Here is a 15,096-nt window from a genome sequence, read left to right on the forward strand (position 1 = left end):
CAGGCACCAAAGCAAACGGCCCGCACTGCGGGCCATTTGTTTGTTGGCGTAAAACGCTGCGCACGCGCGTGTGCAGATCTATCCCATATGGCGCGATGACCGGCCGCCAGGCCCCTATTTCTGGATGCGGCTGGAATCCAACGCCGAGTTCTTTTCCATCTTCAACCGCTCAACTAACCGCTGCCCCACCTCCAGCGCCGAAGCCGGGTTCTGCCCTGTGATCAGCTCACGGTCCACCACCACATGCCCCGTCCACGGCGTGGCGTTGCTGCTAAAGCGGGCACCCGCCTGCTGCAGCGCCGTCTGCGGGTAGAACTTCATCTCACCACCGCCCAGCAACGGCTTGGCTTGCTCTTCTTCCTGGTTGCTGATCACCGTCATCTGGTAGCCGCTGTAGATCCACTTCGGTGTGACGGGAACCGCCCCCACTTCCAGCTTCGCCACGAAACCGGCAGCATCCGGGAGCGTGGACAGCAACGCGATCGGCCCGTGGCAGACCAGCGCGGTGGTCTTGTTGCGCTGATGGAAGTCGGCCAGCAACCGGCTCAGCGCCGGGCTCTTCAGCAGGTCCTGCATCGGCGCGTGACCACCAGGAATATAGACCGCATCGAAATGCGCGTAGCCCTGCTGCTCGACGCGCGCCAGGCTGACCACCGGCGAGGCGGTCGGCGAGGTCAGCGCCAGTTTCTCCAGCAGGTCCTTGTGCAGCTTCAGCTGCGCAGCATCGTTGCCGAAGTACGCCGGCGTCACCGAGGACGCATCCATCGTCGGCGCCCGCCCCTGCGGCGTGGCGAAGGTCACCTCGTGGCCCGCATCCAGCAGCAGCTTGACCGGCTGCATCAGCTCGTTGAGATAGAAGCCAGTGGACAGCACCTTGCCGTCCTTCAGGTCCAGGTGGTTTTCGTCGGACAGCACCACCAGCACGTTGGCGGCATGCGCGCCGCTGGCGGCCAGGGTCAGGGCCAGCGCTGCGGCCAGCCGGGTCATCAGGTTCATGGAGAGCTCCTATCGGGGAATGGCCGCCACTTTATTCATCGCCCCAGCGGCGATAAATTGGCCCCATCGCAAAACATCTGTTCCCCGGAGAGCCAAATGAGCCGCAAGTTCGACTACCTGGGCGATGTGGAGGTGTTCCTGGCGGTGGTCGAGCACGGCTCGTTCACGGCCGGCGCGGTGGCGCTGTCCACCACGCCCTCGGTGCTGAGCCGCGCGGTCACCCGTCTGGAGGCGCGACTGGGTCGCCAGCTGCTGCAGCGGACCACCCGCCGCGTGGGCCTGACCGATGCCGGGCGGCACTACCGGGAACAGGTGCGCACCGCCTTTGGCCTGCTCGACGACGCCGAGCGCGACGTGCAGGGCCAGGACGGCGCGCTGGCCGGCCGCGTGCGCCTGAGCGTGCCCACCACCTATGGCCACTACCGGCTGCCGCCCGTGCTGGCGCGCTTTGCGCAGCAGTACCCGCAGGTGCAGGTGGAACTGAACATCACCAACCGCAACGTGGACCTGGTGGCCGAAGGCTTCGACCTGGCCATCCGCCTGGGCCAGCTGCCGGACAGCGGGCTGGTGGCACGCAAGCTGGAAGACGCGCCGCTGCTGCTGGTGGCCGCGCCGGACTACCTGCAGCGCCGCGGCACGCCGCAGACGCTGGACGATCTGCAGCAGCACCTGTGCCTGCCCTTCGTGATGCCGCGCACCGGCCGGCTGGCGCCGTGGATCTTCCGCGACGCTGGGCACGACGTGGACTGGCTGCCGCGTTCGTCCATCGAGACCTCCGACGATGTGCTGGGTGTGGTGTCGCTGGCCGAACAGGGGATCGGCATCTGCCAGAGCTACGAGTTCATCGTGCGTGATCGATTGCAGCGTGGGCAGCTGGTGGAAGTGCTGCCGCAGCTGCGTGGGCGATCGCGGCCGTTCTCGGTGATCTATGCGCCGCATCGGCGGCAGTCGGCAGCGGCGCGGGCGATGATTGAGTTGCTGGTGGGGAATGTGGCTGAGGCTGGCGTTGGTTGAAGCTGCGAGCTTGTTAACGGTGTCGGGTTTGAACCGCTTTTCGGCGTGTGCAGCTGATCGCGCGCCGTTGCTTGGCGAGGCGGACTAAGAACTGTTGCAAAGAACGCCGTCGCGCTATTCGCTTGCAGCATGGGCGATTGCGCCACTTTAGTTCGCAATCAGCAGAGCATCTGCGCGAATACGTCTTGTCGCGTCGCGTGCTGCACGAATGGTGCGTGCAACAATAGATCTTCGCTCTCGAATTCCGCGATTTCTTCGCGAATTTCAATTTGCATTCGGAGCGGCGGCGTAAACACCATGGCGCGCCACCGACAACGGGTGGCCGGGTCTGCAAACCCGAACTGTTAGTTGTTTACGCTTACCCGTCGGCACCGCCCTTAACCGGTGCCGGCGGGTAATCCGTCGGCCTTTATGGCGGGCGGTGCGTGGGGGTCTTCGGGCCCGCCGGGTACTGACAACTGACGTCCGGTTTGCAGCCACGCATCGTCCGCCACCCCGCTTACGCGGTGGCGCTGTTAAGCACAGCCAAGGAAACCGACGCTATGAACGAATCCGAGACCTTCTCTTCGTACACCGTTGTTGAGCCCATCAACGACGACACTCCCCTGCCCGACCTGAACTCCCTGCTCGGCATCCTCAAGCGCATGCGCGACTGCGAAGGCGCTGATGGGCTGCCCTGGCCGGAGAACGATGTGTCACCCGGACGCCGCGTGAGCCTGGCGAGGACAGAGCGCGCATTGGTGGGGCTGCTGACGGTATTGGAAGTACTGCATTCGGCAGATCGCTGCCGGGTGGCAGCGGACCCGGAGCGGCATTTGGACGAGGGGGTTGTGGATGGGTTGTTTCTGGCTTGCCGGGGGCTGGTTGAGTGGGCCTGTCGGGAGGTTAGGCCGGAGTGAGCATTCAGGCCTGAAGCAGAGTTTCAATCCAAGGATGATTCTCGTGACGCTCTCCCGCAAGCAAGAATCTCATCTCACCGCTAAATGGCGAATCAGCGTTGATTGCTCGAAGAATCCTAGCAGCCACCCTTTTGAAATCTGACTCCAATGCGGAATCCGCTTGACTAAGAACAAAACGCCCTTTTGCCTCCTCAATGTCGGCAAGCAGCTTTACAGCCTCTGTGTGCCTAAGCTTGCAGGTTGGCTCATGGTCAAGATGATAGATTTCGATTGACATCTCCGCACGCACGCGCAAAACAGGATCATCACTTGTGTGACAAGACTTTCCATTCTCCACTTTACAGCCTAACAACTTCCAGTCTGTGACATCACAAGGATCCACTAGCGTTGGGCGCTCACCCGTGACAGCACCTTCGACGTACACCCTGTCCGCTTCATTCAACAGAGGAAATCTATCCGCTTTGCCTCCATCAGTCCCTCCTGCAACATCCTTCCGATATGAATTGCAAAAGGTGCAAGAATACCGAAAATTCCCTTTTTCAAAGGCCAACCATCGATAACCAAGGTGCGTCTGGGCGGCGTCGCCGACTCGAGCCTTTGGGCGAAAGTGATCCACAGCATTATCTGACCTTGGTATTGGAACCTCGCAGTACCAACACTTATCATTAAATAGATCCGCAAGAAGGTCCTTTAGATCCTTCCAAATCCTTCTGTGAGAATCGGGAGAATCCCCACCGTCTACTGCGACCTTGGCCGCAGCAGCCCGCTCCAACCAGCCATCTGGCAATCTAATCTTGCTGGAATCTATATACCTCATGGCATGGCATCCAAGCCTTCGTTCTCCGCAAGAAGTTCCTTAATAAGACGCTCGCCCAGCTGCTCGCGCTGGTCCGTAGTCATTGCAACAGCACGATCCGCGACAACTCCAGGATCGCTCGTACCGAACATCTCTCGAAGCATCGCACTTCTCATACGAAGATAGCGCGAATACTCCTCGTCAGGATGAAAGAACCTGAATCCTAGCCGCTGAAGCTTGGTGTTTATCGAAGATAGATCGGAAAGCTGGGCGGGCGTCAGCTTTTCCATACCTGCATATGCCCGCTGCTTTTCAAGCATGAGATGCGTCGACTGATCCAAACTTGAAGCGATACCAAACATATCACTCATAACGATCGCCGCGTAGCCAAGACCTCGCGGATCGAGCTCAGGATGAACAGCAACTATGCTCGAAGAACTAACATCCTTGGACATCCGCAATATCTGAACTTGCTCCTTCACAAGCTCAGCAATCGCCAAAGGATTATGAGTCGTTAGTAAAATATGACTATTTTCCCGAGCTTCATCGTCATGACCAGCAAAAGTCCTGAGATAGCCAAAATAGTCCACAGCCCAGCGCGGATTGAGATGGGTATCCGGCTCATCCAGCAGAAATAGGCTTTCACTTTCAGCCGTGAATCTCAATAACCCAAGAACCGTCAGAAGTTGCTGCTCCCCCTCACTCAGCTCGCGAAAAGTCACAGTGCCATCATTCTTCTTCAGGCGAACACGGATTCGCACCTCCTCAATAAGCTGAGAGACGTGTGTACTTTCCATATCCCTGAAGAACTCCGCTGGCCGTTGCTCACCAACCAACGCCCTTAGTGAAGCAATATTCTTTACATAAAGATACTTGAACTGAAGAACCTTTTCATTCCAAAGCGAGACCCTTTCACGCCGACTTATTTCGACTGGAGCCAAAGCAATATCGTAAAGTCGATCAAGGAAGGAGGCCACAACACCTTTGGCACGCCAGAATCGGTCATCGCCCTCAATAGAGGTCCAAGGCGGCTCGCGAAGAACAAACAGCACCGACTCAATGCCCTCATCTGGATCAATGCCAAGATGATCCGACAAGAAATCACGAACGTCGTTCGATTGCTGAATCAAGAATGCGAGCAAAACAAACTGACTATGCACCGGCAGCGCGTAGAAGAGTCTTTTTAGCCCCGGATCTTCGCCACGACGGAGTTTTTTATCAAAATCTTCAAGATATGGGCGAAATACCTGGTAGAGCCTATCGCTTTCACCCGAGTAGTATCCAAAAACATGCTTCGGAAGGTAGCCGCGTTTTGGTTCAAAGAATTCCTTCAGAGGAATGCGGCGCGCACCAGAATCACAGCTGCCAGATTCAGGAGACACACGAACTATCAAAGAATCACGAGCACGGTCAGGATCAGCCTCAACATTTACGCATACATTCCCGCGCTCAGCAGAAATCCTATACGTTAAATTAAAAGCGAAGGCCGGCCTACCAACCCCCTGAATGAAATCGCGAAATATTATTGCAAGCGCCTCCAGCACATTAGATTTACCTGTGCCATTCCATCCAATTACAACCGTGATCCAATGCCCTTGATCGAAATCAATTGAAACATTCTTAAGATTCTTAAATTGATGCCTAGGGCTATCCTTGGGACTCCCTATAATCACCCTGTCAAGCCGCATCCTTACTCCCTCCTAAGGCGAAGTCGGTCATACATCTTCCGGCCGTTATCGTCTCGAATTGCCTGCACCTCGAGCGCACCCGAAATTTCCAATGATCGCAGCTGAGAATATATATCTTCGATCTGCTCAGTAGATGCGCCGTCAACAACCCCACAACGCTTGAAAAGATCCTGCGCTGTAATCCAATCTTCCGACTCTTTCAGCGCCGCCTTAACCATTGAACTGACAGCCACCACACTCTCCTTGGTCTTTATTTTGCGAGACAACCTCTGTGGGGCAGGCGACACTTTCGCTAGTTTCAGCTGATCTTTTACTCGCGACAATGTGTTCGTTGCCGCCTCTTCCTCTGACGCCTGACTTACGAGCTGACCAGAAAATGCGACCGCCAGGAGTTGGGCATCAAGCTTTTCCAGCGAAGCTGAAGCGGCGGCCTCACTCTTTGCGAGCTTGTCGAGCCAGGAGAAAGCCCTCGTAATACGACGCACTATTTCGACAGCCTCGTCGAGCGGGGGGACGGGTAACGGCAGCGCCGCCACCTTCCGCTTGCCTATCGAAGCCAAATTAGTGGTCTGTGTACCTTCGTCAAAGAAGTACTGCTGTCCTCGCTCGTTCGCAAAATGAGACACAAACTCGGCCGGAAGCACGGACGGATCTATTCGAATGCGAAAAACGTGGTTCTGATGTATACAAGCATCGATTTCCTCGCGCCAAACCCAGCCTCTTCCCAGCTTATCTCTATCACCGCCTTCATTCATAAGCACATCACCATCCTTCAGAAGCAGGCGATCCCTCTCCTCTTCAGTGACTAGAATGGTTTTAATTTCATTCAGATTAAGCCATCCCCGCTGTACGTTCGCGACGCGAAGGTACGGCACCTCCACGAGGCGATCCGTGCTATTTCTACGCTTCCCTACCTGAATTCCACTTTGAATCTCACCAATCTCACCGAGACTTCGAGTGGTCCACCCAACGGGGAGTTCAGAGGATTGGGAATTAGCTTGACCGCGCAGATCAGCCGTTAGTTTTCCAGAGAAAGCAAGCTCGAGTATGCACGACTTGTATGCCGCAACCAGCTTCGGAATTTCTTGCAATTCCGTTTTGGCACGGGCAGATCTAGCAATCAGCACATCCAATCTATTGAGGATACGATGCTGCTCGGCAAGCGGAGGCAACAAGAATGGATGTAATCTAAGATAGTCCGCAGGGACTCGCTGCTGGCCAACAGCTCCGGTCATCACCTTGCGCGCACTGTCTCGAAAGCTCTGCTGCCTAAGAAAGTACCAAAGAAACTTCGGCACGACGGCACCATTGCTCCGCAACACATGGAACTCAGTGGAACCAAAACCAATACCATTAAGTAGATTGTCGGCAACTGCGGCCTTCCCATTCTCCATTGATGGCGTAATTTTTGCAAAAATTACGTCATTCTCCGCGAATTGAGTGAAGCCCCTATTGACTTCCGCCATGGGACGAGCTGAAGCATGTGAGATATTACCGGTCACCTCGCTGACAGCCGCCATCGGCACAAAGGTAACGATCGAATCCAGAGGCAAGTCAACACACTTCCTCGGATTAACTTCCGCGACATCTCCGATACTGACGGCGACCCAACCCACCGGAACATCAATCATATAGAGAAACCGAATTTAATACCGCTAAACAGAATGTAGACTGGTCCACATGCCGGATCTGTACATTCAGACGCCACGTGCATCATAGGCGACCCTCTGATCGTTCTGATAGCTCATCTGCGACGAGCTCAACCTCATTAAGTGCCGCCCGGAGGTGAAGAATGATCGCTGCAGCGATATCTTCCGGCTCAGAGGGAGCATCCTCAGACTCGATATCCGCGCCACTCAGCCAAGAGATATTCAAATTATCGTCATTAGCTGCGATTTCCTCCCGCGTAAAGGACCTCCACCTCTCCGACTTAATTTCATTTCGAGCACCACCATGCAGACCGAAATACTGGTCGTACAGCCCTTCAAACTCCAAGAAATCCACATCTCTCAGCGGACGCTTCTTCCCGTACCGAGTTGAGCCATCGCGCATATCATATATAAACACTTCCCTGGTACCACCTTGATCTCCGGCGGCACGCTCGAAAAATAAAACATTGGTCTTGACGCCTGGGCTATAGAAAATACCCGATGGAAGTCGGAGGATCGCACGCAGATCGCATCGATTCATTAGCTCTTGCCGTATAAGCCGGCCTGCGCCATCTTCAGCCAGGGCATTGTCCGGAAGGACTACTGCAGCCCTGCCACCGACTTTCAAACCAAGATAAATGTGCTGCAGAAATGCAAGCTGCTTATTGGTCGTCGAGAACGAAATATCCTTTCTGATCTTTCGCGCGCTACCACCCTTCGATCCGAACGGTGGATTTGCCAGAATAAGATCAGCCGAACTTAGACCATTTGCATCCGACGTGAGCGCATCACCCAGAATAACGCGTGCATTTAATCGATGAAGGAATGAGTTCATCAAGCATATTCTGTAAGTACCTTTCTCGATTTCCACCCCCTCATAAACTGGAGGATTCGCGTCATACTTAGCAGCGCTCGTTCGAGCTCGGATATAGTGATCCGCCGATATCAAGAACCCACCTGTTCCTGCCGCAGGATCTTGAATTACCTCCCCTGCCGTGGGCTTCATTACATTTACCATGCAATCCACAAGCGCACGGGGAGTGAAATATTGACCAGCTCCGGATCGCGCATCTTGTGAGTTCTTTGCCAGCAACCCCTCATAGATGTCGCCCATCCCGTCGGATTTAACCGAGAGCCAGTCCAGCTTGGCAATTCCATCAATTACAGCCTTCAGATTCTCTGAATGCGAGAAGACTGTCGTAGGAAATGCGTAAATTTTTCTAACAGTGTCACTGTCAGCGTGCGCCCCAAGGTAGGTAAGCATCTCGCGATAGAAATCCAGAAGATCCCCATCCTTGTAATTGGCAAGATCATCCCAGCGCCTACCAGCCGGAATGAGATCCTCCGTCTTATTCTCTTTCGCAATCTTCAGAAAAAGAAGATAAGTTAACTCGGAGACATACTCATGATAACTCACGCCATCGCCGCGCAGAACGTGACAGAGTTCCCATATTTTTTGAACAAAGTTCTCTGCACTCATTGTACTCAACTCCATTATTTTGCAATCGCAACACTCAACGTCACCATTGGCGCCCACCAATTGATATTAGTTATTTTCAAGGGCTGATTCATATTTCCAGAATCCAATCGGGGAGTGCGCTTACTGAGCATGCAGACGACGCGCAGTATCCATCACAGTACAGACTAGCAACTTCAATTAGTTATCAGCATCAGTAGGCTTTGGAGCAGACTTTCGCCTGACGTGAGGGTAAGGCTTCTACGATCATCACATGCACCTGGCTCAAATTTACACACGAACGCCACCAGATATCACTTCTGGCGGCGTCGGACGTTCGGTTCGCGCGGTTAGATCGAGATCGTCGACCGCTGTAACAATAAGGCCAAACCCCAACTCACTCCCACTCAATAGTAGCCGGCGGCTTCCCCGAGATGTCATAGACAACCCTTGAAACCCCCCGCAACTCATTGATGATCCGATTGCTCACCGTACCCAGGAACTCATACGGCAGATGCGCCCAGTGCGCGGTCATGAAGTCAATCGTCTCCACCGCCCTTAGCGCAATCACCCACTCATAAGCGCGCGCATCGCCCACCACGCCCACCGACTTCACCGGCAGGAACACGGCAAACGCCTGGCTGGTCTTGTCGTACAGATCCGCCTTGCGCAGCTCATCAATGAAGATGGCATCGGCCTTGGCCAGCAGGTCGGCGTATTCGCGCTTCACTTCGCCCAGGATGCGCACGCCCAGGCCCGGGCCCGGGAACGGATGACGGTAGACCATGGTGCGCGGCAGGCCCAGCTCAACGCCCAAGCGGCGCACTTCGTCCTTGAACAACTCGCGCAGCGGCTCCACCAGGCCCAGCTTCATGTGCTCCGGCAGGCCGCCCACGTTGTGGTGGCTCTTGATCACATGCGCCTTGCCGGTCTTGCTGCCGGCCGACTCGATCACGTCAGGGTAAATGGTGCCCTGCGCCAGCCACTTGGCGTTCTTCAGCTTGTTCGACTCTTCGTCGAAGATCTCAACGAACAGGTTGCCGATGATCTTGCGCTTGGCTTCCGGGTCGCTCACGCCTTCCAGCGCCGCGAAGTAACGGTCGGCGGCATTCACGCGCACCACCTTCACGCCCATGTGTTCGGCAAACATCGCCATCACCTGGTCGCCTTCCTGCCAGCGCAGCAGGCCGGTATCCACGAACACGCAGGTCAACTTCTCGCCGATGGCCTTGTGCAGCAGTGCGGCCACCACGGACGAATCGACGCCGCCGGACAGGCCCAGGATCACTTCGTCATCGCCCACCTGATCTCTTACGCGGGCAATCTGGTCGTCGATGATGTTGGCGGCGGTCCACAGGGTTTCGCAGCCGCACACATCAACCACGAAGCGGCGCAGCAGCGCCTGGCCCTGCAGGGTGTGGGTCACTTCCGGGTGGAACTGCACGCCGTACCAGCGCTTTTCTTCGTTGGCCATGGCGGCCACCGGAATGCGGTCGGTGGTGGCGGTGATGGTGAAGCCCGGCGGCGCAACGGAGACGTGGTCGCCGTGGCTCATCCAGACATTCAGCTTCGGCTCGCCGCCGTGGTCGCTCAGGCCCTTGAACAGTGCATCGGGGTTGATCACGTTCACTTCGGCGTGGCCAAATTCGCGCTGGTCAGCCGCTTCGGTGGCACCGCCCAGCTGCGCGGCCAGGGTCTGCATGCCGTAGCAGATGCCGAAGATCGGCAGGCCGCTGTCGAACACTTCCTGCGGCGCGGCCGGGGCACCCGGCAGCGTGGTCGATTCCGGGCCACCGGACAGGATGATGCCCTTGGCGCCGAAGCCGGCAATCTCCGCCGGGTTGTGGTCCCACGCCCAGATTTCGCAGTAGACGCCCAGCTCGCGGATGCGGCGGGCAATCAGCTGCGTGTACTGCGCGCCGAAATCGAGGATGAGGATCTTGTCGTTATGGATGTTGGTCATGGCGCCCCGGCAATGCAGTAGGGAAAACGAAAACGTCAGATTTTTCAGCGGCAGATGGAGAAAGAGGAACGGGAATCAGCTTCCTCGTTCCTCTTTGCTCGTCCCGCATCAGGAGCGGTAGTTCGGCGGCTCTTTGGTGATCGTCACGTCGTGGACGTGGCTCTCGCGCTGGCCGGCGCCGCTGATCTTCACGAACTTGGGCTTGCTGCGCATGTCCTCGACGGTAGCGCAGCCCACGTAGCCCATGGTGGCGCGCAGGCCGCCCATCAGCTGGTGGATGATGCCGCCCACCGGGCCGCGGTACGGCACGCGGCCTTCGATGCCTTCCGGCACCAGCTTGTCGGCGGTGGCGGCGTCCTGGAAGTAACGGTCCTTGGACCCCTTCTCCATTGCGGCCAGCGAGCCCATGCCGCGGTAGCTCTTGTACGAACGGCCCTGGAACAGCTCGGTTTCGCCCGGCGATTCCTCGGTACCGGCCAGCAGGCCACCAATCATGATGGTGGAGGCACCGGCGGCCAGCGCCTTGCCGATGTCACCGGAGTAGCGGATGCCACCGTCGGCGATCAGCGGGATGCGGTCCTGCAGCGCTTCGGCTACCAGGTCGATCGCGGTGATCTGCGGCACGCCCACGCCGGCCACGACGCGGGTGGTGCAGATCGAGCCCGGGCCGATGCCCACCTTCACTGCGTCCGCGCCGCTGTCCAGCAGCGCCAGCGCGGCTTCACCGGTGCAGATGTTGCCGCCGATGACCTGCACGTTCGGGAAGTTCTTCTTGACCCAGCTGACGCGGTCCAGCACGCCCTGCGAATGGCCGTGCGCGGTATCAACCACGATCACGTCCACGCCGGCAGCGACCAGCGCTTCCACGCGGCGATCGGTATCGCCGCCCACGCCGACGGCGGCGCCGACCAGCAGGCGGGTGGCGATGTCCTTGGCAGCGTTCGGGAAGTCGGTGTTCTTCTGGATGTCCTTGACGGTGATCAGGCCACGCAGGGCGAAATCATCGTTGACCACCAGCACCTTTTCGATGCGGTTGCGGTGCAGCAGCTGCAGCACTTCATCCGAGGCCGCGCCTTCCTTGACCGTGATCAGGCGATCCTTCTTGGTCATGATGTGGCGGACCGGATCGTCCAGCTCGGTCTCGAAGCGCATGTCACGGTGGGTGACGATGCCGACCAGCTGGCCGCCGCCGTCCACTACCGGCACGCCGGAGATGTTGCGCGCCTGGGTCAGGGCCAGCACGTCGCGGATGGTGGTTTCCGGGCCGACGGTGATCGGGTCGCGGATGACGCCGGCCTCGAACTTCTTGACCTTGGCCACTTCGGCAGCCTGCTGCTCGACGCTCAGATTCTTGTGGATGATGCCCATGCCGCCGAGCTGGGCCATGGCGATGGCCAGGCGGGCTTCGGTGACGGTATCCATGGCAGCCGAGAGGATCGGAAGCTTCAGCCGCAGGTCGCGCGTCAGGCGCGTTTCCAGACTGACATCCTTGGGCAGGATGATGGAATGAGCGGGGACGAGGGAGACGTCGTCGTAGGTGAGAGCTTCAGCCTGGATGCGCAGCATCGGCATACCCGAGATGTGGGGAAGCGCGACATTTTACCCTGATTCGGGCGTCTTTGGCAGGGGGCGGATGCGACGCTGTGTCGCGCCGGCAAACGCCGGTTCAGGACGCTGGTGCCGGTAGGTGACGACCGTTGGTCGTCACGCCGTTCCCGGGTCAGAACGCCTCCGCCGCCTCGATGGTGTTCTGCATCAGGGTGGCCACGGTCATCGGCCCTACCCCGCCCGGGACCGGGGTGATCCAGCTGGCGCGCTGGGCGGCGGCCTCGAAGCCGACGTCACCGACCAGGCGGCCATCGTCCAGGCGGTTGATGCCCACGTCGATGACCACGGCGCCCGGCTTCACCCATTCACCCGGGACGATGCCCGGGCGGCCCACGGCGACCACCAGGATGTCGGCGTTGCGCACCGACTGCTCCAGCACGTCCTTGGGGGTGAACTTGTGGCAGCTGGTCACGGTGCAGCCAGCGATCAGCAGCTCCAAACCCATCGGGCGGCCGACGTGGTTGCTGACGCCGACAATGGTGGCGTTGCGGCCGCGGACCGGCTGGTCGGTGTGACCCAGCAGGGTCACGATGCCGCGCGGCGTGCACGGGCGGAGGCCGAATTCGCGCAAGGCCAGGTGGCCGACGTTTTCCGGGTGGAAGCCGTCCACGTCCTTGCGCGGGTCGATCCGGTGGATCAGGCGGTTGGCGTCCGGAATGCCCGGCAGCGGCAGCTGGACCAGGATGCCGTGGATCTTGGGATCGGCGTTGAGCTGGTCGATCAGGGTCAGCAGCTCGGCCTCGGTGGTGCCGGCCGGCAGATCGTAATCAAAGGCTTCGATGCCCACTTTCTCGGCCGCACGGCGCTTGTTGCGCACGTACACGGTCGAGGCCGGGTCGCCACCGACCAGCACCACGGCCAGGCCCGGACGGCTGCCACCGGCAGCCAGGCGGGCATCCACCCGGACCTTGAGGCTGTCCAGCAGGTCCTCGGCGATGCGGCGGCCGTCGAGAATGCGGGCGGAAGAAGCGGTGTCGGAAGTCGGTGAGCTCATCGAGGGCAGCAGGCGTGGGGGCGACGGTCGTCTATTGTCCCCGATTCGGCCCGCCCCGCCCACCGGTAGTGCCGGCCGCTGGCCGGCACGTGGGATGGGCCCACCTGGGTGCCGGCCAGCGGCCGGCACTACCCTCCTTATTCTTCCTCGGGCACCTCGTCCGCGTTGAGCGTGCGCGCCTTGCGCTTGGGCGCGGTGAACGGCGTCGGCGTCGGAACGCCAGGCAGCGCGGTGCCGAATACCATGTGCGCGCCGGCGCGCAGGTCTCCGCCGGCCATCTCCAGTTCGAAGCGTTCCGCATCCCGTTCGCGGATCTGCTCGGCGATCTCGCGCGCATCATCCGGATCGGCGCCCAGCTCCATCAGCGCGGCCTGGCCGAACTGCAGTGCGGATTCGAAGGTCTCGCGGATCTGGAAGTCCACGCCGGCATGGATCAGGCGCAGTGAATGCTCGCGATCGAACGAGCGCACCAGCAGCTTGGCCTGGGGGAACTCGTGGGTGACCAGCTCGACGATGCGATCGGCATCCTGGTCGCTGTTGACGCAGACCGCGATCGCACGCGCCGACCCCGCGCCAGACGCATGCAGTACATCCAGGCGGGTGCCGTCGCCGTAGTAGATTTTGAACCCGAAGCGCTCGGCGTTGTGGATCATGTCCACGTCGTTGTCGATGATGGTCACATCCACATCGCGCGCCAGCAGCGACTGACTGGCGACCTGACCGAAGCGACCAAAGCCGATCAGCAGCACGCTGCCGGACAAACCGTCGGCTTCTTCGACGCCATCGAGCGAGACTTCGCGGTCTGGCATCAGCTTGTCGTGCAGCAGCACGAACAGCGGCGTCAGTGCCATCGAGAGCACGACGATCGCGGTCAGATTGGCGTTGACCTGCACATCGATCACACCGGCCACGGCCGCGGCGGAGAACAGCACGAACGCGAACTCGCCGCCCTGTGCCATCACCACGCCGCGATCCAGCGCTTGGCGATGATCACTGCCGAGGATGCGCGCGACCACGTAGATGCAGATCGCCTTGGCAAACATCAGCGCGAACACCCCGGAGACGATCAGCGGCCAGTTGTTGGCGACGACGGTGAGGTCCAGCGCCATGCCGACGCTGAGGAAGAACAGGCCGAGCAGGATGCCGCGGAATGGTTCGATGTCCGCTTCGATCTGGTGGCGGAAGGTGGACTCGCTGAGCAGCACGCCGGCGAGGAACGCGCCCATCGCCATCGACAATCCGCCCAGCTGCATCAGGAGCGCGGCGCCGAGCACGACCAGCAATGCGGCAGCCGTCATCACTTCGCGCGCCTTGGCGGCGGCGAGGATGCGGAACAGCGGATTGAGCAGGAAGCGGCCGACCAGCACCAGCCCGACGATCGCACCCGCCGCGATGCCGACGGTGACCCAGCGCGAACTCTCGCCGGCATCGCTGTGCACGGGCGCCATGAACGCGACGACCGCCAGCAACGGCACGATCAGCAGATCTTCGAACAGCAGGATCGAGACGATCTTCTGGCCGGTCGGCAGCGCGATGTCACCGCGTTCGGCGAGCAGTTGCATCACCACTGCGGTCGAGGTCAGCACGAAACCGGCGGCGCCGATGAAGGCCACCGGCAAGGGGAAGCCGAGCAGCATGCACACACCGGTCAGCACGGTGCCGCAGACCACGATCTGCAGCGTGCCCAGGCCGAAGATCTCGTTACGCAGACTCCACAGATGCGAGGGCCGCATCTCCAGGCCGATCACGAACAGGAACATCACCACGCCGAGCTCGGCGGTATGCAGGATCGCCTGCGGATCGGAGAACCAGCCGAACCCGAACGGGCCGATCGCCAGGCCTGCGGCGAAATAGCCCAGCACCGAGCCCAAGCCGAGCCGGCGGAACAGCGGCACCATCACCACTGCCGCACCCAGCAGGGCGACCACTTTCACCAGTTCACTGGCACCTGCTTCCACCGCCATGCGGTTGTTTCCCCGGACTGCACAAGATGGGTCAACGATAGGGCAAAGCGGTGAAGGGCAATAGCGCGG

At 59.4% G+C, this 15,096-nt stretch carries 11 protein-coding genes; 2 read left to right on the forward strand and 9 right to left on the reverse strand.

Annotation, left to right across the window (positions count from 1 at the left end):
* Positions 1-114: 114 nt before the first annotated feature.
* Positions 115-996 (reverse strand): type 1 glutamine amidotransferase domain-containing protein, encoded by an 882-nt coding sequence (locus ABE424_RS06825; RefSeq protein WP_346490908.1) that lies wholly within the window; start codon positions 994-996, stop codon positions 115-117.
* Between the two features lie 96 nt (positions 997-1,092).
* On the opposite strand from ABE424_RS06825, the gene ABE424_RS06830 reads away from it, so the two are divergent.
* On the forward strand, positions 1,093-2,010 hold the full coding sequence (locus ABE424_RS06830) for a LysR family transcriptional regulator (protein WP_346490907.1): 918 nt from the start codon (positions 1,093-1,095) through the stop codon (positions 2,008-2,010).
* Between the two features lie 542 nt (positions 2,011-2,552).
* Positions 2,553-2,909, forward strand: a complete 357-nt coding sequence (locus ABE424_RS06835) for a hypothetical protein (protein WP_346490906.1) — start codon at positions 2,553-2,555, stop codon at positions 2,907-2,909.
* 4 nt (positions 2,910-2,913) lie between these two features.
* Here the strand turns inward: ABE424_RS06835 and ABE424_RS06840 are convergent, their stop codons facing one another.
* The 8 genes from ABE424_RS06840 to ABE424_RS06875 all read right to left on the reverse strand — a co-directional run bounded on the left by ABE424_RS06840 (position 2,914) and on the right by ABE424_RS06875 (position 15,027).
* On the reverse strand, positions 2,914-3,186 hold the full coding sequence (locus ABE424_RS06840) for a hypothetical protein (protein ID WP_346490905.1): 273 nt from the start codon (positions 3,184-3,186) through the stop codon (positions 2,914-2,916).
* A gap of 536 nt (positions 3,187-3,722) precedes the next feature.
* Entirely contained in the window at positions 3,723-5,393 is a 1,671-nt protein-coding gene (locus ABE424_RS06845; RefSeq protein ID WP_346490904.1) for an AAA family ATPase, read from the reverse strand.
* A gap of 2 nt (positions 5,394-5,395) precedes the next feature.
* The gene (locus ABE424_RS06850; protein WP_346490903.1) at positions 5,396-7,024 is read right to left on the reverse strand and encodes a restriction endonuclease subunit S; all 1,629 of its coding nucleotides are present in this window, start codon (positions 7,022-7,024) and stop codon (positions 5,396-5,398) included.
* An 82-nt stretch (positions 7,025-7,106) separates the two neighbouring features.
* Positions 7,107-8,522, reverse strand: a complete 1,416-nt coding sequence (locus tag ABE424_RS06855; protein WP_346490902.1) for an N-6 DNA methylase — start codon at positions 8,520-8,522, stop codon at positions 7,107-7,109.
* Positions 8,523-8,895: 373 nt separating this feature from the next.
* The gene (gene guaA / locus ABE424_RS06860) at positions 8,896-10,461 is read right to left on the reverse strand and encodes a glutamine-hydrolyzing GMP synthase (protein WP_346490901.1); all 1,566 of its coding nucleotides are present in this window, start codon (positions 10,459-10,461) and stop codon (positions 8,896-8,898) included.
* Positions 10,462-10,569: 108 nt separating this feature from the next.
* Positions 10,570-12,027 (reverse strand): IMP dehydrogenase, encoded by a 1,458-nt coding sequence (guaB, locus tag ABE424_RS06865; protein ID WP_346490900.1) that lies wholly within the window; start codon positions 12,025-12,027, stop codon positions 10,570-10,572.
* Between the two features lie 154 nt (positions 12,028-12,181).
* Positions 12,182-13,063, reverse strand: a complete 882-nt coding sequence (folD, locus tag ABE424_RS06870) for a bifunctional methylenetetrahydrofolate dehydrogenase/methenyltetrahydrofolate cyclohydrolase FolD (protein WP_152150574.1) — start codon at positions 13,061-13,063, stop codon at positions 12,182-12,184.
* 137 nt (positions 13,064-13,200) lie between these two features.
* Positions 13,201-15,027, reverse strand: coding sequence for a monovalent cation:proton antiporter-2 (CPA2) family protein (locus tag ABE424_RS06875; protein ID WP_346478001.1), 1,827 nt, complete (start codon positions 15,025-15,027; stop codon positions 13,201-13,203).
* Positions 15,028-15,096 lie beyond the last annotated feature (69 nt).

Origin of the sequence: Stenotrophomonas sp. TWI1149, from assembly GCF_039673155.1 — a bacterium.
Lineage (GTDB): Bacteria > Pseudomonadota > Gammaproteobacteria > Xanthomonadales > Xanthomonadaceae > Stenotrophomonas > Stenotrophomonas maltophilia_AA.

What these genes read in the sequence shown, in the direction of transcription:
- ABE424_RS06825 (WP_346490908.1), bottom strand. Translation starts at nt 996, where the DNA reads ATGAACCTGATGACCCGGCTGGCCGCAGCGCTGGCCCTGACCCTGGCC.
- ABE424_RS06830 (WP_346490907.1), top strand. Translation starts at nt 1,093, where the DNA reads ATGAGCCGCAAGTTCGACTACCTGGGCGATGTGGAGGTGTTCCTGGCG.
- ABE424_RS06835 (WP_346490906.1), top strand. Translation starts at nt 2,553, where the DNA reads ATGAACGAATCCGAGACCTTCTCTTCGTACACCGTTGTTGAGCCCATC.
- ABE424_RS06840 (WP_346490905.1), bottom strand. Translation starts at nt 3,186, where the DNA reads ATGTCAATCGAAATCTATCATCTTGACCATGAGCCAACCTGCAAGCTT.
- ABE424_RS06845 (WP_346490904.1), bottom strand. Translation starts at nt 5,393, where the DNA reads ATGCGGCTTGACAGGGTGATTATAGGGAGTCCCAAGGATAGCCCTAGG.
- ABE424_RS06850 (WP_346490903.1), bottom strand. Translation starts at nt 7,024, where the DNA reads ATGATTGATGTTCCGGTGGGTTGGGTCGCCGTCAGTATCGGAGATGTC.
- ABE424_RS06855 (WP_346490902.1), bottom strand. Translation starts at nt 8,522, where the DNA reads ATGAGTGCAGAGAACTTTGTTCAAAAAATATGGGAACTCTGTCACGTT.
- guaA (WP_346490901.1), bottom strand. Translation starts at nt 10,461, where the DNA reads ATGACCAACATCCATAACGACAAGATCCTCATCCTCGATTTCGGCGCG.
- guaB (WP_346490900.1), bottom strand. Translation starts at nt 12,027, where the DNA reads ATGCTGCGCATCCAGGCTGAAGCTCTCACCTACGACGACGTCTCCCTC.
- folD (WP_152150574.1), bottom strand. Translation starts at nt 13,063, where the DNA reads ATGAGCTCACCGACTTCCGACACCGCTTCTTCCGCCCGCATTCTCGAC.
- ABE424_RS06875 (WP_346478001.1), bottom strand. Translation starts at nt 15,027, where the DNA reads ATGGCGGTGGAAGCAGGTGCCAGTGAACTGGTGAAAGTGGTCGCCCTG.